A 24,082-nucleotide genomic window follows, 5' to 3' on the forward strand; every position below is an offset into this window, starting at 1 on the left:
TGGCGGTGCGGTTCTTAGTCCTCGAGGTCCACTTCGCGGACCATCTCGGCGCCGATGCCGGCCTTGATGGCGTCAAGCACCTGCTGCGGAACGGAGCTGTCGATGGTGAGCAGGGCCAGCACCTGGCCGCCTTCCGCCTGCCGTGCCACCTGCATGCCGCCGATGTTGATGTTGTTCATGCCCAGGATGTGTCCGATGGTTCCGATCACACCCGGCCGGTCTGCGTAGGAGACAACCACAAGGTGCTCGCTGATGGGGATCTCGACGTCGTAGCCGTTGACGCCGACAAGCTTCTCCACCTGCTTGGGGCCGGTGAGGGTACCGGCCACGGAGATCTGGCTTCCGTCGCTCAAAGCACCCCGGATAGTCAGGACGTTGCGGTAGTCCTCCGCTTCCGACGTCGTGATGAGGCGGACGTTGATGCCGCGCTGTTCGGCAATGACCGGAGCGTTGACGTAGGAAACCTGCTCGGTCACGACGTCGGCAAAGACGCCCTTGAGGGCGGCAAGTTCCAGGACTTTGACGTCCAGCGCCGCGATCTCGCCGGCCACCTCAACGTCGATCTGGGTCAGGGAGGCGTGGGTCAGGGAGGTGAAGATCCGGCCCAGCTTTTCGATCAGCGGGATGCCCGGACGGACGTCGGGGTCGATCACGCCGCCCGCCACGTTCACGGCATCCGGCACCAGTTCGCCGGCCAGCGCCAAACGCACCGACTTGGCAACAGAGACGCCTGCCTTCTCCTGGGCTTCGTCGGTGGATGCACCGAGGTGCGGGGTGACCACCACGTTGTCCAGGGCGAAGAACGGCAGGTCCGTGCTGGGTTCCTTGACGAAGACGTCCACGGCTGCGCCGGCGATCTGGCGGTCCTGCAGGGCAGCGTAGAGCGCCTCTTCGTCCACCAGGCCGCCACGGGCCACGTTGACCACGTAGGCGGTGGACTTCATCTTGGTGAACGCGTCGGCGCCGAGCATGCCAACGGTTTCCGGCGTCTTGGGCATGTGGATGGTGACGAAGTCCGACTGGCTCAGCAGTTCATCGAGGGTGACGAGCTTGACGCCGAGCTGTGCGGCGCGCGCCGAGGTGATGTACGGATCGTAGGCGAGGATTTCGGTGTCGAAGCCCTGGAGGCGGGCAGCAACGAGGGCGCCGATGCGGCCCAGGCCGATGATGCCGATCTTCTTCTCGAAGAGTTCGATGCCGGTGTACTTGGAGCGCTTCCATTCACCGTTTTTCAGCGCGGAGCTGGCCTGCGGGATATGGCGTGCGAGGCTCAGGATGTGGCCCACCGTCAGTTCCGCTGCCGAAATAATGTTCGACGTCGGGGCATTGACCACCATCACGCCGGCCTGCGTGGCGGCTTTGATGTCAACGTTGTCCAAGCCAACCCCGGCGCGGGCGATGACCTTGAGGTTCTTCGCGGCGGCAATGGCTTCGGCGTCCACGTGGGTGGCGGAGCGGACCAGGATGGCGTCCACGTCGGCGATCGCGGCGAGCAGCTGGGTCCGGTCGGAGCCATCGGTCTGGCGGACCTCGAAGTCCGGGCCGAGGGCCTCGATGGTGGCGGGCGAAAGTTCTTCGGCGAGCAGTACTACGGGTTTTGACACGGCTGATCCTCTGCGTTGCAGTCCTGGGGATGGGAACAAGTCTAGGCTGACGGAAAGGCCGGGCTCACATTGTTAAGTGTGAGCCCGGCCTCACTGTTGTGCGGTGAATGGCGCCGGAAGGGCAGACTTAGCGGGCTGCGGAGCCCTCTACGTAGTCCACGTCCGTCTGCTGCCAGGCGAAGAGGGAGCGCAGCTCGCGGCCAACGGCCTCGATCGGGTGCTGCTCAGCCTTGGCACGCAGGGCCTTGAACTCCGCGCCGCCGTTGTCCTGGTCGTCGATGAAGCGCTTGGCGAAGGCACCGCTCTGGATGTCGGCGAGGACAGCCTGCATGTTTTCCTTCACCTCGGGGGTGATGACGCGCGGGCCGGAGACGTAGTCGCCGTACTCTGCGGTGTCCGAAACGCTCCAGCGCTGCTTGGCGATGCCGCCTTCCCACATGAGGTCAACGATGAGCTTGAGCTCGTGGAGTACCTCGAAGTAGGCGATCTGCGGCTGGTAGCCGGCTTCGGTCAGGGTTTCGAAGCCGTACTGGACCAGCTGGGACACGCCGCCGCACAGGACGGACTGCTCGCCGAAGAGGTCGGTTTCGGTCTCTTCGGTGAAGGTGGTCTTGATGACGCCGGCGCGGGTGCCGCCGATGGCCTTGGCGTAGGACTTGGCCAGGTCCCAGGCTGCGCCGGTGGCGTCCTGCTCCACGGCGATGATGTCCGGGATGCCACGGCCGGCTTCGAATTCGCGGCGCACGGTGTGTCCCGGAGCCTTCGGGGCAATCAGGATGACGTCAACGCCCTCCGGTGCCTCGATGTAGCCGAAGCGGATGTTGAAGCCGTGGGCGAAGGCCAGCGCCTTGCCCGGGGTCAGCTTGTCCTTGATGGAGTCGTTGTAGATCGAGCGCTGGTACTGGTCCGGCGCCAGGATCATGATGACGTCGGCCCATTCGGCGGCGTCGGCAACGGTCAGTGCCTTGAAGCCGGCTTCTTCGGCCTTGGCGATCGACTTCGAGCCTTCCTTGAGGGCGATGACAACCTCGACGCCGGAGTCGCGAAGGTTCAGCGCGTGGGCGTGGCCCTGGGAGCCATAGCCAACAATGGCAACCTTGCGACCCTGGATGATCGACAGGTCGGCGTCGTCGTCGTAGAACATTTCAGTCACTTGGGTAACTCCTCTTGAGTGGATTCACTGGGTAATTAGTCTGTGGTGTTGCGGTACTGCACGGGCATTGCGCCTCAGGTGGGGCCGGGCCCCGCCTTACTAAGCGCTGCGCAAAGCCCTGTCACTCATGGAGCGGGATCCCCGTCCAACGGCCAGGGTGCCGGACTGCACAATTTCGCGGATGCCGAAGGGCTCGAGCACTGAGAGCAGTGCCGTGAGCTTTTCGGGGTGGCCTGTTGCTTCAATGACCACGGAGTCTGTGGAGACGTCAACCACTGAAGCACGGAACAGGTCTGCAGCCTGGGTCACCTGCAGACGAGTTGCGGCATCCGCACGTACCTTGACCAGGATGTGGTCTCGCTGTACGGAAGATTCGGAGGTCAGCTCAACAATCTTGATCACGTTGACCAGCTTATTGAGCTGCTTGGTGACCTGTTCAATCAGGTCACCGTCGGCGTCGACGACGACGGTCATCCGGGACATGCCCGGAACTTCGGTCGGGCCCACGGCCAGGGAGTTGATGTTAAAGGCGCGTCGAGCGAACAGGCTCGCGACGCGGGTCAGTACACCGGGCTTGTCTTCAACCAGAACGGACAGTGTGTGGCGGGTCATGTTCAGTCCTCCTCTTCCCATTCCGGGGTCATGTTGCGGGCAACCTGGATCTGGTCGTTGCTCACGCCGGCGGGCACCATCGGCCACACCATGGAGTCGGGGCTCACCACGAAGTCGATGACCACGGGGCGGTCATTGATTTCGAGGGCCTTCTGGATAGTTGCATCAATATCCTCGTCCCGCTCGCAGCGGAAGGAGGCACAGCCGTAGGCCTCCCCCAGCTTGACGAAGTCGGGGATGCGGACAGTCTCGTGGCCGGTGTTGAGGTCCGTGTTGGAGTAGCGGCCCTCGTAGAACAGGGTCTGCCACTGGCGGACCATGCCCAGCGAGGAGTTGTTGATGATGGCAACCTTGATGGGGATCTTGTTGATGGCGCAGGTGGCCAGTTCCTGGTTGGTCATCTGGAAGCAGCCGTCGCCGTCGATCGCCCAGACCACGCGGTCCGGCTCCCCCACCTTGGCGCCCATGGCAGCCGGTACGGCATAGCCCATGGTGCCGGCGCCGCCTGAGTTCAGCCAGGCGTGCGGGCGCTCGTACTTGATGAACTGGGCCGCCCACATCTGGTGCTGGCCAACGCCGGCTACGTAGATGCCTTCGGGGCCGGTCAGCGCGCCGATACGTTCGATAACGCGCTGCGGGGCGCTGAGCCCGTCCTCCGGCTCGGTCCAGCCCAGCGGGTAGGTTTCCTTGAGGTTGTTAAGGAACGCCCACCACGTAGTGAGGTCCGGTGTGCCGGCGGATTCGAACTGTGAGCGGACAGCCTCGGTGAGCTCGGGGATGATTTCCTTGACGGATCCCACGATCGGCACGTCGGCGGTACGGTTCTTGGAGATTTCGGCGGGATCAATATCCGCGTGGATCACCTTGGCGTTCGGCGCGAAGGACTTCAGGATGCCCGTCACGCGGTCATCGAAGCGGGCGCCGAGGGTGATGAGCAGATCGGACTGCTGCAGCGCCGTCACGGCGGAAACGGTGCCGTGCATGCCCGGCATGCCCACGTGCTGCGGGTGCGAATCGGGGAACACACCGCGTGCCATCAGGGTGGTGACAACGGGGGCGCCCGTGAGTTCCGCCAGTTCGCGGAGTTCCGCGGCAGCGTGTGCCTTCACCACACCGCCGCCCACGTAGAGCACCGGCTTGGTGGCCGAAGCGATCAGCTTCGCTGCTTCGCGGACCTGCTTGTTGTGGCCGCGCGTCACCGGGCGGTAGCCGGGGAGGTCGATCTTCGGCGGCCAGGAGAAGGTCATCTGACCCTGCTGGGCGTCCTTGGCGACATCCACGAGCACCGGGCCGGGACGTCCGGACGAGGCCAGGTGAAAAGCCTCCGCCATAACGTGCGGGATGTCGTTGGGGTCGGTCACCAGGAAGGAATGCTTGGTGATCGGCATGGTGATGCCAACAATGTCGGCTTCCTGGAACGCATCGGTGCCGATCACACTGCTGGATACCTGGCCGGTAATGGCCACCATCGGCACGGAATCCATGTGGGCATCCATGATGGCGGTAACGAGGTTGGTGGCTCCGGGGCCCGAGGTGGCGATACAGACGCCCACCCGGCCGGTAACCATGGCATAGCCTTGCGCGGCGTGGCCGGCTCCCTGTTCGTGACGGACCAGTACGTGATTCATGCTGGAGGCCATCAAGGGGTCATAGGTAGGCAGGATCGCGCCACCAGGCAAACCAAAAATATCGTCGACGCCGAGTTCTTCGAGCGATCGGACAATAGCTTGCGAGCCGGTCATCACCGTTGGGGGTACAACGTTGTTCGGCCCAAGGACAGGAGAGACAGCGGCAAGATCAGCGACGACGGCGGCCTGGTCAGCCGTTCGGTCGGCACGTTCCGGAGCCTTGGGGGCTCCAGCGGACTTAGTAGCCATCAGCGAGGGGCTGATCGGCGATCCTTTGCTCATCGGACTCTTCCTTGTGGATCATCTGTGTACTCGGAAATGCGGAAATAAAAAAACCCCTCAGCCTGGCGGCTTTTCGAGGGGTTGCGCGTGACGGTTCGTTACCAGTCGGGCTAGTTAGCCACGCGCTTGGTAAGGACGACAACTGCATCTGCAGCGGCGCAGCTGGTAACGAATGCGATCATGCGTTCAGTTTTCCCTCTGGCAAGAAGCGTGTCAACGACGCACAACGCGATCTCACCATGTGGACTCCATTGTCCACTGGTTGGCCATGTTCCCCAACTAGGTCGCAGTAACTGTCGTTATGAGCGCTCGTAACGACAGTTACTGCTACCTAGTTGCGGTTAACCCGCTACCCGCAGTATGCGCCGGTGGAGGCGCTGTGGACCAGCTTGGCGTACTTGGCGAGCACACCCTTGGTGAACTTGGCCGGGAGCGGCTCCCAGCCGATCTTGCGGGATTCGAGCTCGGCCTCGTCCACCAGCAGGTCAAAGCTACGGGCGGCGATGTCCACGCGGATCCGGTCCCCGTCCTTGACGAAGGCGATGGGGCCGCCGTCGACGGCTTCCGGTGCCACGTGGCCGATGCACAGGCCGGTGGTTCCGCCGGAGAAGCGTCCGTCGGTGAGGAGCAGGACGTCCTTGCCGAGCCCGGCGCCCTTGATGGCGCCGGTGATGGCGAGCATTTCGCGCATGCCGGGGCCACCCTTGGGGCCTTCGTAGCGGATGACCACAACGTCCCCGGCTTGGATCTTGCCCTTGTCCAATGCGTCCAGGGCGCCCTGCTCGCGTTCGAACACCCGGGCGGTCCCTTCAAAGACGTCGGCGTCGAAGCCAGCACTCTTCACCACTGCGCCCTCTGGTGCCATGGTGCCGTGCAGGATGGTGATGCCGCCGGTCTTGTGGATGGGGTTGTCCAGCGCGCGCAGGATCTTGCCGTCGAGGTCCGGCGGGTTGATCGCTTCGAGGTTCTCGGCGAGCGTTTTGCCCGTAACGGTGAGGCAGTCGCCGTGCAGCAGGCCGGCGTCGAGCAGTGCCTTCATGATGACCGGCACGCCGCCGATCTTGTCGACGTCGGTCATCACGTAGCGGCCGAACGGCTTCAGGTCGCCCAGGTGCGGGATCTTGTCGCCGATGCGGTTGAAGTCGTCCAGGGTCAGTTCCACCTCGGCTTCGCGGGCGATGGCCAGCAGGTGCAACACGGCATTGGTGGAACCGCCGAAGGCCATGGTGACGGCGATGGCGTTTTCGAAAGCCTTCTTGGTCATGATGTCCCGGGCCGTGATGCCCAGGCGCAACAGGTTGACTACTGCTTCCCCGGACTTGCGGGCGAAGTCATCACGACGGCGGTCTGCCGAGGGCGGGGCGGCGGAGCCGGGCAGGGACATACCCAGCGCTTCGCCGATGCAGGCCATGGTGTTCGCCGTGTACATACCGCCGCAGGCACCTTCGCCCGGGCAGATGGCCTTTTCGATGCGTTCCAGGTCGCCGAGGCTCATCTTGCCGGCGGCACAGGCGCCGACTGCTTCGAAGGCGTCGATGAGGGTGACTTCCTTTTCGGAGCCGTCCTCGAGCTTGACCCAGCCCGGCATGATGGAGCCGGCGTACAGGAAAACGCTGGCGAGGTCCAGGCGGGCTGCTGCCATCAGCATGCCCGGGAGGGACTTGTCGCAGCCGGCAAGGAGGACGGAGCCGTCGATGCGCTCGGCCTGCATGACGGTTTCCACGGAGTCGGCAATGACCTCACGGGAGACGAGCGAGAAGTGCATGCCTTCGTGGCCCATGGAGATGCCGTCGGAGACGGAGATGGTGCCGAACTGCATGGGGAAGCCGCCGCCTGCGTGGACACCTTCCTTGGCGCCCTGGGCCAGACGGTTCAGGGAAAGGTTGCAGGGAGTGATTTCATTCCAGGAACTCGCAACGCCGATCTGGGGCTTCGCGAAGTCGTCATCGCCCATGCCGACTGCGCGGAACATGCCGCGCGCGGGGGCGGCGTGGATCCCGTCCGTGACGACTCGGCTGCGGGGCTTGATGTCAATGGTGCTCTCGGCTGCTGCTTGGGTGTCCTCACTCATGGGTCAAAGTCTATGACTCCAATCGGGACGACAACGACTCCAACAGCCCCTTTATCCCAATTTCGGGAATATTCGATCACGTAGTGGACTCTCGTCTCAATTCTTGAGACGGCCGCCAGTTGGGCTGCGGAAACCTAGACAGTCCCGTTCGCGCCGACGTACGGTCAGGGAACGGCAACCATGCCATCCGGACTGAAGGGCCCTGCTATGGACATTGTCTTCTGGATTATCCTCATTGTGCTGATCGTGGGCGTTGTGTGGTGGCTGCTGAACCGCAGCAACACCTCGAGTACCGGCGACTCCACACCGGTCCGGACGGACGGCGGCCTCGCCGGCGGAAGCGTGGCCGCCTCAGCGGAAGCCGCCGGCACGGCAGGTATCCCCAGCGCGGCGGGCTTCGGCGCAGCTGAGCCGGCGGCACCGACGACGGCGGACGAGGCTCCCGTGCGGTCCAGCACGGCAGAACCCCTGGAAAGCGGCGCCGGGCAGGACGTCCGCGTGGAACCCAACGCTGCCGAGTCCACGGATACTGCTGGTTCAGCAGATTCTGCTGGTTCCGCAGAAACCGCCGCAGCTGATGCACCGGAACGCGTTCCGTCCGAAGAACCGTCACTCATGCAGGAGCCTGCTGGCGCTGTGGAACCGTCGACCCCGGAAGAGCAGTCCGCTGCTGAGCAGCCGGCCGGCCCCGAGGAGCCTCTTCGCCCAGAGGAGCCAACAGCCCAGGAGCCTGGCAGCCAGGAGAGCGTGAGCCGGCAGACGGACGAAGGCGAGTGGGAAACCCAGTGGTCAGAGGCAAGCGCGCCAACCCAACCCGCTGCCAGTCACCGGCCGGCAGGCGATGCGTCCACCGTTGTCGCAGATGCGCTACTGCCCGAAGGGGCACCGGCCCAGGACGCCGCACCTGTGCATCACCCGGAATACACGGAGCCGCACGCACCCACGCTACCCGGTGCCGAGACGGCGGCTGCCGAAGCTGACGCGGTTGAAGCGCAAGCGGAGCCCCCGACCATGGAGCCCGCAGCGGTGGCGGACTCCGAAGCCGCGCCGGAACCGACTGGGCATCTGGCCGCGGACCAGCCCTACGGCTCCGGTTCCGCGTCGCCCGGCCCGGACGGCAGCGGCCCGGCAGATTTCGACGTCAAGGCCGACGCCGGAACGATGGTCTATTACGAAGAGGGGCATGCTGACTATGAGCAGACGAAAGCCGACGTCTGGTTTGAGTCGGCGGCCCACGCGGAAGCTGCCGGTTTCCGGGCTCCCCGGCGCACGCGTATCTGACCAGACGCCGGCTCCCTTTCGTCCGTTCACGGCGGCCAAGCCCACTGCGGGCGCCTTCGCAGTGTGCGTGGCCCTGCTGCTGTCGGGCTGCACGGGGGAAGCCACCGATGCCCCCACCGGCAGCATCACAGGAACTGGGACCGGCGCGGGAAACGCCACACCACCGGAGGTTGTGGCGCGGCTCGATCTTCAGCTCGACATTCCCTGGGCCGCGGTATTCCTACCGAACAGAACCGCCGTCATCTCCGAGCGCGATTCTGCGCGGCTGAAAGCTGTCCGTGATGGCAGCGTGACCACCATCGGCCAGGTCCCCGGCGTAGCTCCCGGCGGGGAGGGGGGCTTGTTGGGACTCGCCCTCTCCCCCGGCTTCGCGGCCGACAACTACCTGTACTTGTACTTCACGTCTGCACAGGACAACCGCATCGCCCGGCTGAAGCTGACCGAACGGCCTGACGGAACCCTGGACCTCGGCGACCCCGACGTCGTCTTTTCCGGAATCCCCAAGGCGTCCACGCACAACGGCGGCCGGATCCGGTTCGGTCCGGACGGGTTCCTGTATGTGGGCACGGGAGACTCCCAGCGCCGGGATCAGCCGCAGGACCCGAACGCCCTCGGCGGGAAGATCCTGCGGCTGACTCCGGAGGGCAACCCCGCGCCCGGCAACCCGTTTAACAACGCCGTGTACAGCCTGGGGCACCGAAACGTCCAGGGGCTGGCGTGGGACAGCGCCGGGCGGCTCTGGTCGAGCGAGTTCGGCCCGGACGTCAACGACGAGCTCAACCTCATCGAGCCGGGAGCCAACTACGGGTGGCCCGCGGTGACCGGGGCGCCGCACCAGGAGGGCTACCATGACGCCAAGGTGGTGTGGCCTTCGACGGCGGACTCCTCACCCAGCGGTCTGGAGATTGTGGGGTCCACGGCCTTTCTCGGTGCCCTGCGCGGCCAACGACTCTGGACAGTGGCCCTGTCCGGTGAGGAGGCAAGCACACCTGTGGCGTACTTCACACGGGAATACGGCAGGATCCGGGACGTCATCCGGACTCCCGACGGCGGCTTGTGGCTGCTTACTAACAACAAAAACCCTGATTTTGTGCTGGTCCTGGCCCCTCCCGGCTGAACCTGAGGGGCATCGAGGCCTCGATTTCACATGGGTCGGAAGTTCGTGTAGAGTTTCATGTCGTTGCGGAGATCAACCGGGAAAGAAAAAGCCCGGAAGGTCACCACATAAGAGATGCACCTCTAGCTCAATTGGCAGAGCAATTGACTCTTAATCAATGGGTTCCGGGTTCAAGTCCCGGGGGGTGCACCAAGGGAAAACAGCCCCTGGCAGGCGGAAACGCGGCCAGGGGCTGTTTCTGTTTGTGGCGGGAGAAGATCCGGCACCACCAGTGCGGAACGTCGCAGCAACGGTACCGGCGGGATATTTTCCGGATTCTTAACCGAGCGGGGCGCCGTCCACCAGGGCCCGGGTTGACGGCGAGGCAAACTGGCTGGCCAGCTCGCGTACCACTGCCTGGAGCTCCTGCCGCAGGGCGTCAGGGTCAATGGCTGCCGCTGCGAGTACCGAACGCTCCATCTCAACTGCTGCGGCTGCGGCTTCCCGGCCGCTGTCGGTGAGGGACACCACCTGGCTGCGGCGGTCCGACGTGCTGCGGACGCGGGCAATGTGGCCGTGGGACTCCAACCGGCTCAGGGTCTTACCCATGGTCTGGGCCTGAACGCGCACATATTGGGCGAGTTGTGCCTGCGTCATAGGACCTTGCGCTGCGAGGACTTCGATGGCGATCACGCCGGCGTGCGTCAGACCGATGGCGCTTAGCTTTTCGTTCCAGGAGTGTTCAACGAGGCGTGCCGCAGTGGACAAAAGGCGCCCAGTGGGCCAGCGATCCATGTCAGGCATACCAGCAAGTATAGCCAAGGCTGGTTAGCACCGGCCCTGGATGCTTACTAAACTGGTGTGTTCCGCCTGCAACGAGGAGATTAATAGTGGCTGAAAGACTCTTGACCGGTGACGTGGCGCCCGGCTTCACCCTGAAGGACTCGTCGGGTAAGGACGTCAGCCTTGCTTCCCGTCACGGCGGCAGCACCATCGTCTATTTCTACCCGGCCGCCGCCACCCCCGGCTGCACCAAAGAGGCATGCGATTTCCGCGACAGCCTGGCGTCCTTCACGTCGGCCGGCTATCGAGTCCTGGGTGTTTCCCCCGATTCCGTGGACAAGCTTGCTGCCTTTGCCGCCAACGAGGACCTGAGCTTTCCGTTGCTTTCGGACGGGGACCACGCCGTGGCCGAGGCCTATGGGGCCTGGGGCGAAAAGAAGAACTACGGACGGACCTATGAGGGACTGATCCGCAGCACGGTGGTGATCGATCCCGACGGCAAGGTGGCGCTGGCCCAGTACAACGTCCGGGCCACCGGCCACGTGGCAAAACTGCGGCGCGACCTCAAGCTGGACGCGTAACGCCTTCCGCGTGACGAGGCGCCGCTACGGGCGGCAGGATCCGGCTGACCGGAACCCCGCCTGCCCGAGGCTACAATGGAAACTGGCATCCGCCGTCGTACGTTTTTATCCGTAGGCCATCTGGCCAAGACCAAAGACAACGGCAGCAACTGCCAAGCGCGAGTGGTGAAATTGGCAGACACGCAGGATTTAGGTTCCTGTGCCTTCGGGCGTGGGGGTTCAAGTCCCCCCTTGCGCACCCTTACACAGAGATCCCGGGCCCACAAGCTCGGGATCTCTGTCATTTAACTGCTGCCCGCTGTGGCGTTCTCCCCCGGTTCTCCCCCGGTTGGCCCGCCCTTTAAAAACTTTTGCCGATCCACCCATCCGTTTCCGTGCTCCGGCCGAATACCCATTGAGACACCAGCCAAGGGCAGGTGCCCAACAGTCGGAAAAGGCCACGCGGCAGGCACCAGGCCTGCGGCAGGCAAGAAATCGGCACAAACAAGGAGAACCGAAATGCAGTCATTCAAGCGCACATCCTTCACCGTCGCAGGCGTTGCAGCTGCAGCCCTGCTGAGCCTCACCGCCTGCGGTGGAACCACAACGACGGCCCCGACTTCCGCCGCGCCGTCCGCCGCACCGACGGCAACCAGCAAGGCTCCGTCACCGACCGCCACTGCCATGGATCCGGCAGCCAACCTCGTCGGCCCCGGCTGCGCCGGCTACGCAGAGAAGGTCCCCACCGGGGCAGGCTCGGTTGCCGGGATGGCCCTTGACCCGGTAGCGGTCGCGGCATCCAACAACCCCATCCTGACCACCCTCACGGCCGCTGTCTCCGGCAAGCTGAACCCGAAGGTTGACCTGGTTGACACCCTTAACGGCGGCGAGTTCACGGTCTTCGCTCCGGTGGATGACGCTTTCGCCAAGATCGATGCCGCCACCATTGAAACGCTCAAGTCGGACGACGCCCTGCTCAGCAAGATCCTGACCTACCACGTGGTCCCTGGCCAGATCACCCCGGACAAGATCGCCGGCACACACGCCACGGTCCAGGGCGGATCGGTCACCGTGACCGGCAGCAAGGATGCCCTCATGGTTGATGGCGCCAGCGTGATCTGCGGCGGCGTCCAGACCAAGAACGCCACCGTTTACCTGATCGACTCGGTGCTGATGCCCAAGTAGTCCCGCTTCACGCCAGCGGCCTGTTCCAGCAGGAACAGGCCGCTGGCGTGTGCCCAGGGAGCACTGGGGTGTGTCAACTAGACTGTGTCCTTGGCCCGCAGTCGGCGGCGCCGCCCAGTTGCAGCCAGAGGTGATAGACGAGTGCCCAGCAGTACTTCGCGGCGAACGGTCATCAAGACCGGCGCCGTTCTTATGGCGTTAGGCCTGACATCCTGTACCGGCAACCCGGGGCCTTCGCCCTCGGCAACGTCACCGTCGACGGCGCCCGCCGGCGCTGAGCCCACCGAAACGTTCACTTTCGGCACAGCGTCCCAGCCCTTGGGCCTGGACCCTGCCCTCTCAAGCGACGTGGAAAGCCACCGGATCACCCGCCAGATCCTCGAGGGCCTGGTGGGCGTGGACCAGACCACCGGCAAACCCACACCGCTGCTGGCAACGGAATGGTCCGAAGAAGACGAGGGCCGCTCCTACACGTTCAAACTCCGCAGCGGCGTCTCATTCCAGGACGGCACGCCCTTTAACGCCGACGCCGTGTGCGTCAACTTCAACCGCTGGTTCGCCTTCTCCCCGGAACTGCGCCGGCAAGCTCCGGGAAATTCGTTCAAGAGCGTGTTCAAGGCGCATTCCGACGATGCTGCCCTCTCCATCTTTAAGAGCTGCACGGCCCTGTCCCCCGACACTGTCCGGATCAACCTGACCCAGCGCTTCACGGCGTTCCTCCAGGCGCTGACGCTGCCCGCGTTCGCCATCGCCTCCCCGGCGGCCCTCAGCGCCGGCACGGCGGATGTCCTGGACCAGACACGTGGCGGCAACCCGGTCTCCCGGTTCGCCACCAACCCCGTCGGCACAGGACCGTTCAGCCTGGCCGCCTGGGACGACGCCAGCGTCCGGCTCGTCAGCCACAAAAACTACTGGGGTGACCGCGGACAGATCTCCACCATCAATTTCGTCACGTACGACCACCCCCAGACGCGGCTTCAGGCCCTCCTGGACGGAAAGATTGACGGCTACGACGCCGTCACGGTGGGCAATTTCGATCAGCTGGTCAAGCGGGGCATGCAGATCGTACAGCGTGATCCTTTCTCGGTGATGTACCTGGGCATCAACCAGGAAATTCCGGTGCTGCAGAACGAAAAGGTCCGGCAGGCCATCGAGCTGGCCATCGATAAGGAAACCCTGATCCGCAAGTTCTTCATCGACAACACCGCCAAAGCCTCACAGTTCGTCCCGCCCAAGATCAGCGGTTTCAATAACGACGCTCCCGCACTGGGCCACGACCCGGTCAAAGCCAAGGCCTACCTGGTCGAGGCGGGCTACCTCGGCGAAGAGCTCAGGTTCTACTACCCGCTCAACGCCACCCGCCCATATCTGCCCACGCCGGAGAAAATCTACGCCGAAATCAGCAGGCAACTGACCGCCGTCGGGTTCAACATCAAGCCTGTCCCGGTGGACTGGTCCGACGGCTATCTCCAGAAAGTGCAGTCACCCGGGGACCACGGGCTCCACCTGCTCGGCTGGAACGGCGCGTATGCCGACGCCGATAACTTCGTGGGCCCGCTGTTCGGTGAAAAGAACGGCGAATTCGGTTACCAGGACCCGCAGGTCTTCTCCAAGATCAACCGCGCCCGCGGCCTCCCCGCAGGCAGGGAACGCGACGAGCAGTACCACACCATCAACGCCCAGATCGCGGCCACTGTGCCGGCCGTTCCCATCGCCTTCCCCATCTCTGCCCTCGCACTCTCGGACCGCGTCAGCAGCTACCCGGCGTCCCCGGTACTGAATGAAGTTTTCACAAAGGTACAGCTAAGGCCTTGACGGTCCGGCCCAATTTCAGTATGCGGGCTGCCCGGGGATATTCTTTGACAGCCAGAGCCGCTGCTATCGGAGACTGATTGTGACCTTCATATCCAAGACCCAACATGCCGACGTCGTACTGATTGGCGGCGGCATCATGAGCGCCACGCTCGGGGCATTCATCAAGCAGCTTGAACCGAACTGGACCATCTCCCTGTTCGAACGCCTGGATCAACCCGGGCTGGAAAGCTCCGACCCCTGGAACAACGCCGGAACGGGCCATGCCGCCCTCTGCGAGCTCAACTACTCCCCCGCAGCCAAAGACGGCTCGGTGAACCCGGCCAAGGCCCTGCTCATCAACGAACAGTTCCAGCTGTCCCGCCAGTTCTGGTCCCATCTCGTGGAGGAATCCCTGATCGGCTCGCCGAAGGGCTTCATCAACACTGTCCCGCACATGAGCTTTGTGATCGGCGAGGACAACACCCAGTTCCTTAAGACCCGCTACGAAGCGCTCAAGCCCCACACGCTGTTCCGCAGCATGGAGTACTCCGAGGACCACGCGCAGATCGCCAAATGGGCGCCGCTGATCGTCAAGGGCCGCGACTCCAAGCAGCGCATCGCCGCCACCCGCGCCACGGAGGGAACCGACGTCGACTTCGGGGCACTGACCCGTGAGCTGACCACCTACTTGGGGAACAACGGCGTCGAAATCAACTACGGCCACGACGTCACCGGTATCTCCAAGGCGGCCGACGGCGGCTGGGACCTTTCGCTCAAATACCCGGCTTCCGGGGAACACGGCAAAATCCACGCCAAGTTTGTGTTCGTCGGCGCCGGCGGCGGCGCGCTGCACCTCCTCCAGGCCTCCGGCATTCCCGAAAGCAAGGGCTACGGCGGCTTCCCCGTGTCCGGCCAGTTCTTCCGCTGCACCGACGAAAAACTCTCCGCCCAGCACAGCGCCAAGGTCTATGGCCAGGCTTCGGTGGGCGCGCCGCCCATGTCAGTCCCCCACCTGGACACCCGCTACGTGGACGGGAAGCGTTCCCTGTTGTTCGGCCCCTACGCCGGCTTCTCCACGAACTTCCTGAAAAACGGCTCGTACCTGGACCTACCGCTGTCCATCCGGCCCAGCAACATCATCCCGATGCTTGCCGTGGCCAAGGACAACATGGACCTGACCGCGTACCTCGTCAAAGAGGTGGCCAAGCGCCACGGCGACAAGGTTGAGGCGCTGCGTGAGTACTACCCGGAGGCCAAGGACGGCGACTGGGAACTGATCACCGCCGGCCAGCGTGTCCAGATCATCAAGAAGGACCCGAAGCGCGGCGGCATCCTCCAGTTCGGTACCGAAGTCATTGCCGGCCGTGACGGCACCATCGGGGCGCTTTTGGGCGCGTCGCCCGGCGCGTCCACTGCGGTGCCCATCATGATTGAACTGCTGCAGAAGTCCTTCCCCAAGAACTTCAAGGGCTGGCAGGGCAAACTCAAGGACATGATGCCGGGCTACGGCGTGAAGCTGGATGAGAATCCGGAATTGGCTGCCGACCTCGAAACGGCCACGGCCAAAGCACTCCAGCTGGAAAGCGTTCCCGCCAACCACTGACGCCAGGCTGTCCGGCGAGCGTCAGGCCGTCCGGCGGGCGTCAGGCCGTCCGGCGGGCGTCAGGCCGGCTGTTCGGTCCGGTCCGCAGGAGTCCGTCAACCCCACAGGAGAGACCCGCGATGTTCCGGCTGGCACAACTTTCATTGGCAAACCGGGCGCTGATCGCGCTGATCACCGTCTTCGCGACGGTGTTCGGCGTGATCACCATGTCATCGCTGAAACAGGAACTCATTCCCTCCATTGAGTTCCCGCAGATCACCGTCCTCTCCGCCATGCCCGGCGCGTCACCCGAAGTGGTGGACAAACAGGTCAGCGAGCCCCTGGAGAAGGCGCTGAACGGCGTCGAAGGGCTGGAGTCGACGTCGTCGACATCCCGCACCGGGGTCTCGCAGATCTCGATGACGTTCACGTACGGCTCCAACCTGGACCGCGCGCGGAACCAGATTGACCGGGCCATCTCCAATGCCAAACGCCAACTGCCGGAAGACGTGCAGCCGCAGGCCATCGCCGGCAGCATCAGCGATTTCCCCATCCTGTTCCTGGCGGTGTCCTCGGACAGGCCCCTGAGCGAACTTAATGCCGACCTGCAGCGGCTCAGTGTCCCGCGGCTGCAGAAAATCGACGGCGTCCGCAGCGCCGACGTGACCGGCGGCGCCACCCAGCACATCCAGATCCTGCCACGCACGGACGCCATGGTGTCCAGCGGGGCAACGATCACGGCAATCCGCGATGCCCTGTCCAACAACGGCGCGCTGATCCCGGCCGGGACCATCCAGGAGCAGGGCAAGACGCTCTCCCTCCAGATCGGCAGCCCGGTGGACTCCCTCGATGCCATCAAGGCCCTGCCGCTTGCCGGGACGAAGGAGCCTGCGACGGTCGGCTCCGTGGCGGAAGTGTCGCTCAAGGACGATGAACGCACCTCCATCTCCCGCACCGATGGCAAGGAAACGCTGGCAGTTTCCGTCACCAAGAAGCCAGAGGGCGACACGGTGGCCATCTCCCACGCTGTCGCCGGCATTATCAACGATCTTGAAGCGGAACTGGGCTCCAACGCCACGTTCACTCGGGTCTTCGACCAAGCACCCTTCATCGAGAAATCCATCAAGGACCTGACCACCGAAGGCCTGCTGGGCCTGGGCTTTGCAGTGGCGGTGATCCTGGTGTTCCTGATGTCGACGCGCTCCACGCTGGTGACGGCGGTTTCCATCCCCCTGTCACTGCTGGTCACGTTCATCGGCCTGTCTGCGACGGGCTACTCACTGAACATCCTGACGCTGGGCGCGCTGACCATTGCGATCGGCAGGGTGGTGGACGACTCGATTGTGGTGATCGAAAACATCAAACGCCACCTCTGCTACGGCGAGGAGAAGGTCGCGGCGATCCTCACCGCTATCCGGGAGGTGGCCGGCGCCATCACAGCCTCCACCCTGACCACCGTGGCGGTCTTCCTGCCCATTGCCTTCGTGGGTGAACTGGCCGGCGAGCTCTTCCGGCCTTTCGCCCTGACAGTCACCATGGCGCTGCTGGCATCCCTGCTGGTATCGCTGACCATCGTGCCGGTCCTGGCCTACTGGTTCCTCAAGAGCCCCGCCAGTTCCGCCGCCGGTTCGCCTGCTGCCCGCGAAGCTGCCGCCCAAGTTGCCGCCGGCGCCCGAGCCCAGGAGGCCGAACAGAAGAGCCGGCTGCAGCGGGCGTACCTGCCCGTCCTCCGCAAGACCCAGAAACATCCGGTGGTGACACTGATTGCTGCCGGGCTGGTACTCGCGGCCACTGGGGCCATGACCCCGCTGCTGGCCACCGACCTGCTGGGCCAGTCCGGGCAGAACAGCCTCACCGTGCGCCAGGTCCTGCCGGGCGGCACCAGCCTGGCCGAGACCAGCGCCGCCGCCGTACGGGTGGAAGGGGTGCTGCGCGGTATCGACGGCATCAAGACCGTCACGGTCACGTCCGGCAACGCCCAGGCGGGCTTCGCCGCGCTGGTATCCTCCGGCGCGTCCAATTCGACCTTCACCGTGGTCACGGACGAGAAGGCAGACCAGGCGGAGCTGCAGGAGAAAGTCCGCACTGAGCTTGCCGGTGTCCCCGACGCCGGGAAGATCTCGGTGGGTACGCAGCAGGGCGGCTTCGGCACTTCCTCCACCGTGGACATCACCCTGCGGGCCGCCACGTCCACTGACCTCCGCACCGCCAGCGATGCAATGGTCGAAGCAATGAACGGCGTGCCTGGCACCAGCGAGGTGGCCACCAATCTGGCGGCCAGCCAGGATGTTGTCCAGGTCAAGGTTGACCGTGCAAAGGCCGTGGCCGCCGGGCTGAACGAGCAACAGGTGGCGGGTGTACTCGCCTCAACGATCAGCCCGGTTCCGGCAGGGACGGTGCGGATCGAAACCGACGATTTCCCGGTGCAGATCGGCGAGGGAACCCGGTTCACCAGCATCGAGGCCGTGCGCAACATTCCGCTGCCCGGCGGAAAGGCGACCCTCGGCAGCATCGCGGCCGTCGAGCAGGTGGAGGTCCCGATCTCCATCACCGCCAGCAACGGGCAGCGCACCGCGAAAGTCTCCCTGACGCCGTCGGGCTCCAACCTTGGTGCGGTGAACGCGGAGGTGCAGAAGCGCCTGGCTGAGGTCAGTCTCCCCGCGGGGGTCACCGCGGAACTCGGCGGCGCCACCACCCAGCAGGCTGAGTCCTTCCAGCAGCTGGGCTTGGCGCTCCTCGCGGCGATCGCGATTGTCTACGTCATTATGGTGGCCACCTTCAAATCGCTGATCCAGCCACTGATCCTGCTGGTGTCCGTTCCGTTTGCCGCCACAGGCGCCGTGGCCCTGCTGCTGGCCACGGGCGTTCCCCTGGGCCTGCCGTCGCTGATCGGCATGCTGATGCTTGTGGGCATTGTGGTCACCAACGCCATCGTCCTCATCGACCTCATCAACCAGTACCGGCAGCCACGGGACGGCCGCGGCGGCATGAGCGTGGCGGACGCCATCACTCACGGCGCCCGGCAGCGCCTCCGGCCCATCCTGATGACCGCCCTGGCCACTGTTTTCGCCCTGACACCCATGGCGCTCGGACTGACCGGGGGCGGCGGCTTCATTTCCCAGCCGCTGGCCGTGGTGGTGATCGGCGGCCTGGTCTCGTCCACAGCGCTGACCCTGGTGCTGGTTCCCGTGCTGTACCGGCTCGTGGAGGGACGGCGGGAAACAAAAGCGCTGCTCCGTGCCATGCAGCAGCGCCCGGAGTTTGCGGCAGCGGACGACGTCGATGCCGAGTTCCGCGACTGGACCACCGGCATGGTGCCCCGCGTCAGTGGCCGCCGCGCCGCCCCGGGCGACGCCCAGTAGGGTCTGGAATATTCTCGCCGGGGAGGCGTTATATCCGTCGATACATGCAAACGCATGAAAATCGGGTATAGTGGAAGCAAGCCCAGAGAAGTCCAGGAAACGGAAGGCACACCATGCAGATCGGCGTATTCAGCGTCAGTGACATCACCACTGATCCCACCACCGGCCGGACCCCCACGGAGAACGAACGCATCAAGGCGTCCGTGGCGATCGCCAAAAAAGTCGAGGAAATCGGCATGGATGTGTACGCCATCGGTGAGCACCACAACCGCCCGTTCTTCTCCTCATCGCCCACCACCACCCTCGCGTACATCGCCGCGCAGACCGAGCGGATCACCCTCTCCACGGCCACCACGCTGATCACCACCAACGATCCGGTCAAGATCGCCGAAGACTTCGCCATGCTGCAGCACCTGTCCGACGGCCGCGTGGACCTGGTCCTGGGCCGCGGCAACACGGCACCCGTGTACCCGTGGTTTGGCAAGAACATCCAGGACGGCGTGGAACTGGCCATCGAGAACTACAGCCTGCTGCGCCGGCTGTGGGACGAGGACACGGTGAACTGGTCCGGCAAGTTCCGTACGCCGTTGCAGAACTTCACCTCCACCCCGCGCCCGCTCGACGGCGTGGCCCCCTTTGTGTGGCACGGCTCCATCCGGACTCCGCAGATCGCCGAGGTGGCCGCCTACTACGGCGATGGGTTCTTCGCGAACAACATCTTCTGGCCCAAGGAGCACTACCAGCAGCTGATCGGCCTCTACCGTGAGCGCTACGAGCACTACGGCCACGGCAAGGCGGACCAGGCGATCGTTGGCCTAGGTGGCCAGTTCTTCATGCGGAAGAACTCCCAGGACGCCGTGAAGGAATTCCGGCCCTACTTCGACAACGCGCCCGTCTACGGCCACGGCCCGTCGCTGGAGGACTTCACCTCCCAGACACCACTGACCGTGGGCAGCCCACAGGAAGTCATCGAAAAGACCCTGACGTTCCGCGAGTACTTCGGCGACTACCAGCGCCAGCTGTTCCTGATCGACCACGCGGGCCTTCCCCTGAAGACCGTGCTGGAGCAGCTTGACCTGTTCGGCGAGGAAGTCCTCCCGGTCCTCCGCAAGGAATACGCGGCCCTTAAGCCCGCCCACGTGCCGGATCCGCCCACCCACGCCGGCCGCGTGGCCGCCCTGATGGCCGCACCGGCACCTGAAACTGCCCCTTCGGAGGCGTGATGGCTACCGACGGAAATGAGTCACCCATCCGCCTGGCAGCGGAAACCTGGGAATCCCTGTTCCGGGCGCAGGTTGCCGTTATGCGCAGGCTGCAGGCCGGTCCCGCTTTCCGGAAAGTGGCACTGAACGAATACGACGTGCTGTTCACGCTGTCCCGGTGTCCATCCGGTTGGCTCCGGCTCAATGAACTCAATGACCATGTCCTGCTGAGCCAGTCGAGCCTCAGCAGGCTGGTTGAGCGGCTGGAGAAGCGCGGGCTCGTGGTCCGGATGGCGGCCCCCGACGACGGCCGCGGCGTGCTGCTGAAGCTCACCGAGGAGGGGTCTGCCCTCCAGAAGGAAATCGGCCGGGAGCATGTGCGGGACATCTCCAGCCTGGTGGGGCCGGCCCTGACGGCTGCCGAGCAAAGGGAACTTCAGCGGCTGACCGAGAAACTCCGGCACTCCGTGGGGGCGCGGCCGGCAAAGTAACTGGCCGGCTGTCACAAACACGGCCACGGCTGGGTCCTCCGGGAATCAGCCCAGCATGACCAGCTGGGCCGGATCTTCCGCCGGCAGCTGGCCGTTGACCACAGCGGTGACGCGCAGCTCGTTCAGCGTCAGGCGCCCGCCCACGGTGGACAGGAACGCGGTGTCGGACGAGTCCCGGCCGGCGGTGATCCGCAGCATCGACTCCCGCGGGGCCAGCCCCGTGGGGTCGATGACGTGCCAGGCGCCATTGACATGTGCCTCGGCTACCGCGTGGAAATCCATGGGGCTCAGCCCCGGTGCGTACACGGCGGTGAGCCGTGCCGGGACGTCCTTGGAACGCAGCAGGGCGATGGCCAGGTGCGCGAAGTCCCTGCACACTCCCCTGCGGTGCAGGAGGGTTTCCACGGCACCGTCAGTGCCCCGGGAGGAACCGCTGATGTACCGCAATTCCCCGAAGACCCAGCTCCGCACGGCCTGGAGCAGTTCCGCACCATGCAGGCCGCCAAATTCAGCATAGGCCGTGGGCAGGAGCCGGTCCGACTCAGCGTAGCGGCTTGGCCGGACGTAGCGGATGAGCTCAGCCAGGGTGGCCTCTTCCGGGACGGCCTGCCCTGCCACCGTCGCCGAGTACTCAACGGTGACCTCGGCGGGTTCAGCTAACTCCATATAGTGCAGGCGGCCGCCATGATGGTCCGCAAGTTCCTGCAGCGGAACCGGCTGACCGCCGGCAGTGACAGTCAGGGATTCAACAAACGAGGTGTAGCCGGGATTCCTGGCTACAGCGATGGCCAGGGCTGCCTTCGTGTCGGCGATGGTCGTGAAAACCATACGTGCTGAAACGGTACGTTCCATGTATCTCCGGGGTGTGGGGTGGTGGCAGAACGTCCCGCAGTGGCCCGGGGTTGTGTGGGCCGGGGCGGGACTAGTTTTTGATCTCCAGAGACATTAGCATCCGCTGGACGTTCGCGAATTCCGAGCTCTCGTCCACGTACTTTGCCGCCTGGCCCAGCGTGTCAAACGCCTTGGCCGGCGCCACTTTCTCATCCGGGGCGAAGGCCTTCAGGACTCCGAGGTCACCGAACGAGTAGTCGCCTTTCCCGGCCGGGCCACGGACCACATTCCGCAGTTCGCAGGCCTGGCCGTCTGCCCCGCCCACGATATTGGTGATGCCATAGGAGCCGAAGTAGCGGTAGCCCTGGATGACGCGGAACACCACGTGCGGTGCGATGGTGCCTTCCCCCGTCAGGCCGGGAAGCTCTACGGGCACGCTGCTGATCACAACGTACGGTTTCCGGGCCGCCTCCGGGCACTCGGACGACGACGGCGGCAGTCCCGTGCGCAGGGCAGCCACAACCGTGCCGTCCTGCTTTTTCACCTCGATCTTCAGGGCACCCGGCAACGTCCCTTCCTCGGGCGTGACGGACTGGGCGATCCATTCCTCCGGCAGGTCGAAACTGACGGTCTTCGCCGGATCGGTAAAGGTCTTCCAGGCAGCCGCTGTTGCGGCCGGCCCGGGTGATGCGGACGTCGAGGCGCCCGCTGTGGCAAAAGGATCCGACGACGGGGACCCGGCAGCGCCGGCAGCAGGGCTCGTACTGGCGCCTGGGCTGGCCGATGTGTCCGGCTGCGCCGTCCACGCTGAATCGCTGTTGCCAGGCGCGCTGCAGCCAGCCGCCACGGCACCGGCCATCAGCAGCGCGGCCGTCCGGACTCCCCACATTGCCGCTTTGTGTGTCATGCAGCCAGCCTATCGGCGGACGACGGCGGCCAGGGGCCGGGGCCGCGTGTCGCCGTCGGACATTCCCCGCACGCAAGGGACTAGGCTGGTGCCCATGGCGGATGAGCAGTACGGCGCGGACCTTGAGAGCCTGGCGGACATCTCCGCCATCGACGTTGCGGACTGGCGGCTGCGGACGTTTGCCCTGTACGACACCGTACGGAGGATTGCCGCCGAAGATCCGGCGGAGGCCCATTCCCTGTGGCGGCATGAACGCGACCGGATGTTCGCAACGCATCCGGCGTCGGCCCTCAGCGCGAAGGACAAGTCGCAGTTCTCCGGCCTCAAGACCGCCGACTACGACCCCATCTACCGCTTCTATGTGCCGCTGACCCTTGAGGGGGCCGGCCGGGAAATGACCGTGGAAACCGCCACTGACGGGGTGGTCCGTTTTGTCCGGCTGGGCACATTTGATCTGCCGGAACTGGGCCAGCTTGGTGTGTGGAAGCTGCACGGTTACGGCGGCGGGATTTTCGTTCCGTTCCGCGACGCAACGGCCGGCCAGCCCGGCGGAACCTACGGCGCAGGACGGTACCTCCTGGACACCATCAAGGGCGCGTTCCACGGGGTCCATGGCTCCGGGGCGGGCGCCGAGTTTGTCCTGGACTTCAACTTTGCCTACAACCCGTCCTGCGCGTACAACGAGGCCTGGGCCTGCCCACTGCCCGGCCCGTCCAACCGCCTGGCCGTCGAGATCCCGGTGGGCGAGCTTTACTGAGCCGGCCACCGGCGACCGGAGGACGTAGGATGTCATCATGACTGCCAGCGCTCCCCGCCGCCTTGCCCGTGTCCGCCCCCTCTCCCCGGCTGTTGCCGACGAGCATTTTTTCGTGGCCAATGACGCCTCTGACTTCGGCTCCGACGCCGGCCGGTCCTGGACAGTGGTTGATTCCCCCTTCACGGCGTCCCGTGCCAACGCCAGTTCCCCGGCCCGGCCGGGGTGGGAGACCGGCACCGCAGTAGACCAGGACTCGTTCACATTCCTGGCACCCTCGGTTCCGGTCAACGTCTTCGGCATGGCGCACAACACCGGCCAGGCTGGCCGGGACCTCCCGGCACAGGCCTTCCACAAGGCCGCATCCAGCGTGGTCGGCCCCGGCGACGCCATCGAACTGAGCTCCACCGTGGGCTATGTGGACCCGGAAGCTGAACTGACCGTCGTCGTCGGGCGCACCGTCCGTGGCCTGACGCTGGAGACTGCCCGGAGCGCCATTCTGGGATTCACCATCGGCAATGATGTCTCGGCGCGGGATCTGCAGAAGTCGGACGAGCTGTGGATCAGCGCCAAGAGCCAGGACACGTTCACGCCCGTGGGCCCTTGGATCGTGACGGACCTGGACGACTCGGACCTGTCCATCAGCATCGTCCACAACGGCACCGAACTGAAGGCCGCCAGCAGCGCGGACCTCGGCTGGAAGGTGGACGAAATCCTCGTGTACCTCAGCTCGTTTATGACGCTGCACCCCGGCGATCTGGTCCTCACCGGCTTCCCGGCGGAGTGTGCCCGCATCCACCCCGGAGACACGGTGGTGTGCCGTGTGGCGGGAATTGGCGAGCTCAGCAACCCGGTGAAGGCTGCGTCCTGGGAGGAATCACCGGCCTGATATGTCAGGCTTAGG

Annotated in this window: 19 protein-coding genes and 2 tRNA genes; 13 read left to right on the forward strand and 8 right to left on the reverse strand. The window is 64.9% G+C overall.

The genetic code is table 11. The features are described from left to right. Window positions 1–14 precede the first annotated feature (14 nt). The 5 genes from serA to ilvD all read right to left on the reverse strand — a co-directional run bounded on the left by serA (window position 15) and on the right by ilvD (window position 7,350). Window positions 15–1,604 carry a phosphoglycerate dehydrogenase gene (gene serA, locus AC3IT0_RS13595; RefSeq protein WP_489320298.1) on the reverse strand — a complete coding sequence of 530 codons (1,590 nt, stop codon included), beginning with the start codon at window positions 1,602–1,604 and terminating at the stop codon, window positions 15–17. A gap of 127 nt (window positions 1,605–1,731) precedes the next feature. After that, complete coding sequence (gene ilvC / locus AC3IT0_RS13600) at window positions 1,732–2,757, reverse strand: ketol-acid reductoisomerase (RefSeq protein ID WP_489320299.1); 1,026 nt, start codon at window positions 2,755–2,757, stop codon at window positions 1,732–1,734. Window positions 2,758–2,856: 99 nt separating this feature from the next. Then, a complete protein-coding gene (gene ilvN, locus AC3IT0_RS13605) occupies window positions 2,857–3,369 on the reverse strand; it encodes an acetolactate synthase small subunit (RefSeq protein WP_028271611.1) in 513 nt (170 codons plus the stop codon). A 2-nt stretch (window positions 3,370–3,371) separates the two neighbouring features. Continuing rightward, complete coding sequence (locus AC3IT0_RS13610) at window positions 3,372–5,279, reverse strand: acetolactate synthase large subunit (protein WP_489320300.1); 1,908 nt, start codon at window positions 5,277–5,279, stop codon at window positions 3,372–3,374. A gap of 349 nt (window positions 5,280–5,628) precedes the next feature. Then, window positions 5,629–7,350, reverse strand: coding sequence for a dihydroxy-acid dehydratase (gene ilvD, locus AC3IT0_RS13615; protein ID WP_489320301.1), 1,722 nt, complete (start codon window positions 7,348–7,350; stop codon window positions 5,629–5,631). 207 nt (window positions 7,351–7,557) lie between these two features. On the opposite strand from ilvD, the gene AC3IT0_RS13620 reads away from it, so the two are divergent. The 3 genes from AC3IT0_RS13620 (at window position 7,558) to AC3IT0_RS13630 (ending at window position 9,940) form a co-directional block, all read left to right on the forward strand. After that, on the forward strand, window positions 7,558–8,631 hold the full coding sequence (locus AC3IT0_RS13620) for a sunset domain-containing protein (protein ID WP_489320302.1): 1,074 nt from the start codon (window positions 7,558–7,560) through the stop codon (window positions 8,629–8,631). Between the two features lie 67 nt (window positions 8,632–8,698). Beyond that, complete coding sequence (locus tag AC3IT0_RS13625) at window positions 8,699–9,748, forward strand: PQQ-dependent sugar dehydrogenase (protein WP_489320303.1); 1,050 nt, start codon at window positions 8,699–8,701, stop codon at window positions 9,746–9,748. A 116-nt stretch (window positions 9,749–9,864) separates the two neighbouring features. Further along, window positions 9,865–9,940 (forward strand) — tRNA-Lys (locus AC3IT0_RS13630). Between the two features lie 126 nt (window positions 9,941–10,066). Here AC3IT0_RS13630 and AC3IT0_RS13635 read toward each other — a convergent pair. Continuing rightward, a complete protein-coding gene (locus AC3IT0_RS13635; protein WP_489323798.1) occupies window positions 10,067–10,522 on the reverse strand; it encodes a MarR family winged helix-turn-helix transcriptional regulator in 456 nt (151 codons plus the stop codon). A gap of 95 nt (window positions 10,523–10,617) precedes the next feature. Here AC3IT0_RS13635 and bcp point away from each other — a divergent pair, with 95 nt between their 5' ends. The 8 genes from bcp to AC3IT0_RS13675 all read left to right on the forward strand — a co-directional run bounded on the left by bcp (window position 10,618) and on the right by AC3IT0_RS13675 (window position 20,686). Continuing rightward, window positions 10,618–11,091, forward strand: coding sequence for a thioredoxin-dependent thiol peroxidase (bcp, locus tag AC3IT0_RS13640; protein WP_489320304.1), 474 nt, complete (start codon window positions 10,618–10,620; stop codon window positions 11,089–11,091). Between the two features lie 156 nt (window positions 11,092–11,247). Continuing rightward, window positions 11,248–11,329: transfer RNA gene (locus AC3IT0_RS13645), tRNA-Leu, on the forward strand. Between the two features lie 260 nt (window positions 11,330–11,589). Then, window positions 11,590–12,255 (forward strand): fasciclin domain-containing protein, encoded by a 666-nt coding sequence (locus AC3IT0_RS13650; RefSeq protein WP_489320305.1) that lies wholly within the window; start codon window positions 11,590–11,592, stop codon window positions 12,253–12,255. 141 nt (window positions 12,256–12,396) lie between these two features. Continuing rightward, window positions 12,397–14,070 (forward strand): ABC transporter substrate-binding protein, encoded by a 1,674-nt coding sequence (locus AC3IT0_RS13655; RefSeq protein ID WP_489320306.1) that lies wholly within the window; start codon window positions 12,397–12,399, stop codon window positions 14,068–14,070. A 79-nt stretch (window positions 14,071–14,149) separates the two neighbouring features. Then, window positions 14,150–15,652 (forward strand): malate:quinone oxidoreductase, encoded by a 1,503-nt coding sequence (locus AC3IT0_RS13660; RefSeq protein WP_489320307.1) that lies wholly within the window; start codon window positions 14,150–14,152, stop codon window positions 15,650–15,652. Window positions 15,653–15,771: 119 nt separating this feature from the next. Then, entirely contained in the window at window positions 15,772–18,993 is a 3,222-nt protein-coding gene (locus AC3IT0_RS13665; RefSeq protein WP_489320308.1) for an efflux RND transporter permease subunit, read from the forward strand. A gap of 113 nt (window positions 18,994–19,106) precedes the next feature. Beyond that, entirely contained in the window at window positions 19,107–20,216 is a 1,110-nt protein-coding gene (locus tag AC3IT0_RS13670; RefSeq protein WP_489320309.1) for an LLM class flavin-dependent oxidoreductase, read from the forward strand. Further along, window positions 20,216–20,686 (forward strand): MarR family winged helix-turn-helix transcriptional regulator, encoded by a 471-nt coding sequence (locus AC3IT0_RS13675; protein ID WP_489320310.1) that lies wholly within the window; start codon window positions 20,216–20,218, stop codon window positions 20,684–20,686. The genes AC3IT0_RS13670 and AC3IT0_RS13675 overlap by 1 nt, the downstream gene beginning before the upstream one ends. Window positions 20,687–20,731: 45 nt before the next feature. Here the strand turns inward: AC3IT0_RS13675 and AC3IT0_RS13680 are convergent, their stop codons facing one another. Together AC3IT0_RS13680 and AC3IT0_RS13685 are read right to left on the reverse strand one after the other, a co-directional pair. Further along, window positions 20,732–21,538, reverse strand: a complete 807-nt coding sequence (locus AC3IT0_RS13680) for a transglutaminase-like domain-containing protein (protein ID WP_489320311.1) — start codon at window positions 21,536–21,538, stop codon at window positions 20,732–20,734. A 70-nt stretch (window positions 21,539–21,608) separates the two neighbouring features. Continuing rightward, entirely contained in the window at window positions 21,609–22,424 is an 816-nt protein-coding gene (locus AC3IT0_RS13685; RefSeq protein ID WP_489320312.1) for a hypothetical protein, read from the reverse strand. A gap of 94 nt (window positions 22,425–22,518) precedes the next feature. Between AC3IT0_RS13685 and AC3IT0_RS13690 the strand changes: the two genes are divergently transcribed. Both AC3IT0_RS13690 and AC3IT0_RS13695 read left to right on the forward strand, forming a co-directional pair. Continuing rightward, a complete protein-coding gene (locus tag AC3IT0_RS13690) occupies window positions 22,519–23,181 on the forward strand; it encodes a DUF1684 domain-containing protein (protein WP_489320313.1) in 663 nt (220 codons plus the stop codon). A 37-nt stretch (window positions 23,182–23,218) separates the two neighbouring features. Continuing rightward, window positions 23,219–24,067 (forward strand): fumarylacetoacetate hydrolase family protein, encoded by an 849-nt coding sequence (locus AC3IT0_RS13695; protein ID WP_489320314.1) that lies wholly within the window; start codon window positions 23,219–23,221, stop codon window positions 24,065–24,067. Window positions 24,068–24,082: the final 15 nt, after the last annotated feature.

It is taken from the genome of Pseudarthrobacter sp. KH_020_B (genome assembly GCF_057840185.1).

Coding starts and splice junctions, on each gene's coding strand:
- AC3IT0_RS13665 (WP_489320308.1), top strand. CDS start 15,772: ATGTTCCGGCTGGCACAACTTTCATTGGCAAACCGGGCGCTGATCGCG.
- AC3IT0_RS13650 (WP_489320305.1), top strand. CDS start 11,590: ATGCAGTCATTCAAGCGCACATCCTTCACCGTCGCAGGCGTTGCAGCT.
- AC3IT0_RS13690 (WP_489320313.1), top strand. CDS start 22,519: ATGGCGGATGAGCAGTACGGCGCGGACCTTGAGAGCCTGGCGGACATC.
- AC3IT0_RS13635 (WP_489323798.1), bottom strand. CDS start 10,522: ATGGATCGCTGGCCCACTGGGCGCCTTTTGTCCACTGCGGCACGCCTC.
- AC3IT0_RS13670 (WP_489320309.1), top strand. CDS start 19,107: ATGCAGATCGGCGTATTCAGCGTCAGTGACATCACCACTGATCCCACC.
- ilvD (WP_489320301.1), bottom strand. CDS start 7,350: ATGAGTGAGGACACCCAAGCAGCAGCCGAGAGCACCATTGACATCAAG.
- ilvN (WP_028271611.1), bottom strand. CDS start 3,369: ATGACCCGCCACACACTGTCCGTTCTGGTTGAAGACAAGCCCGGTGTA.
- AC3IT0_RS13620 (WP_489320302.1), top strand. CDS start 7,558: ATGGACATTGTCTTCTGGATTATCCTCATTGTGCTGATCGTGGGCGTT.
- AC3IT0_RS13695 (WP_489320314.1), top strand. CDS start 23,219: ATGACTGCCAGCGCTCCCCGCCGCCTTGCCCGTGTCCGCCCCCTCTCC.
- AC3IT0_RS13610 (WP_489320300.1), bottom strand. CDS start 5,279: ATGAGCAAAGGATCGCCGATCAGCCCCTCGCTGATGGCTACTAAGTCC.
- AC3IT0_RS13680 (WP_489320311.1), bottom strand. CDS start 21,538: ATGGAACGTACCGTTTCAGCACGTATGGTTTTCACGACCATCGCCGAC.
- AC3IT0_RS13675 (WP_489320310.1), top strand. CDS start 20,216: ATGGCTACCGACGGAAATGAGTCACCCATCCGCCTGGCAGCGGAAACC.
- AC3IT0_RS13685 (WP_489320312.1), bottom strand. CDS start 22,424: ATGACACACAAAGCGGCAATGTGGGGAGTCCGGACGGCCGCGCTGCTG.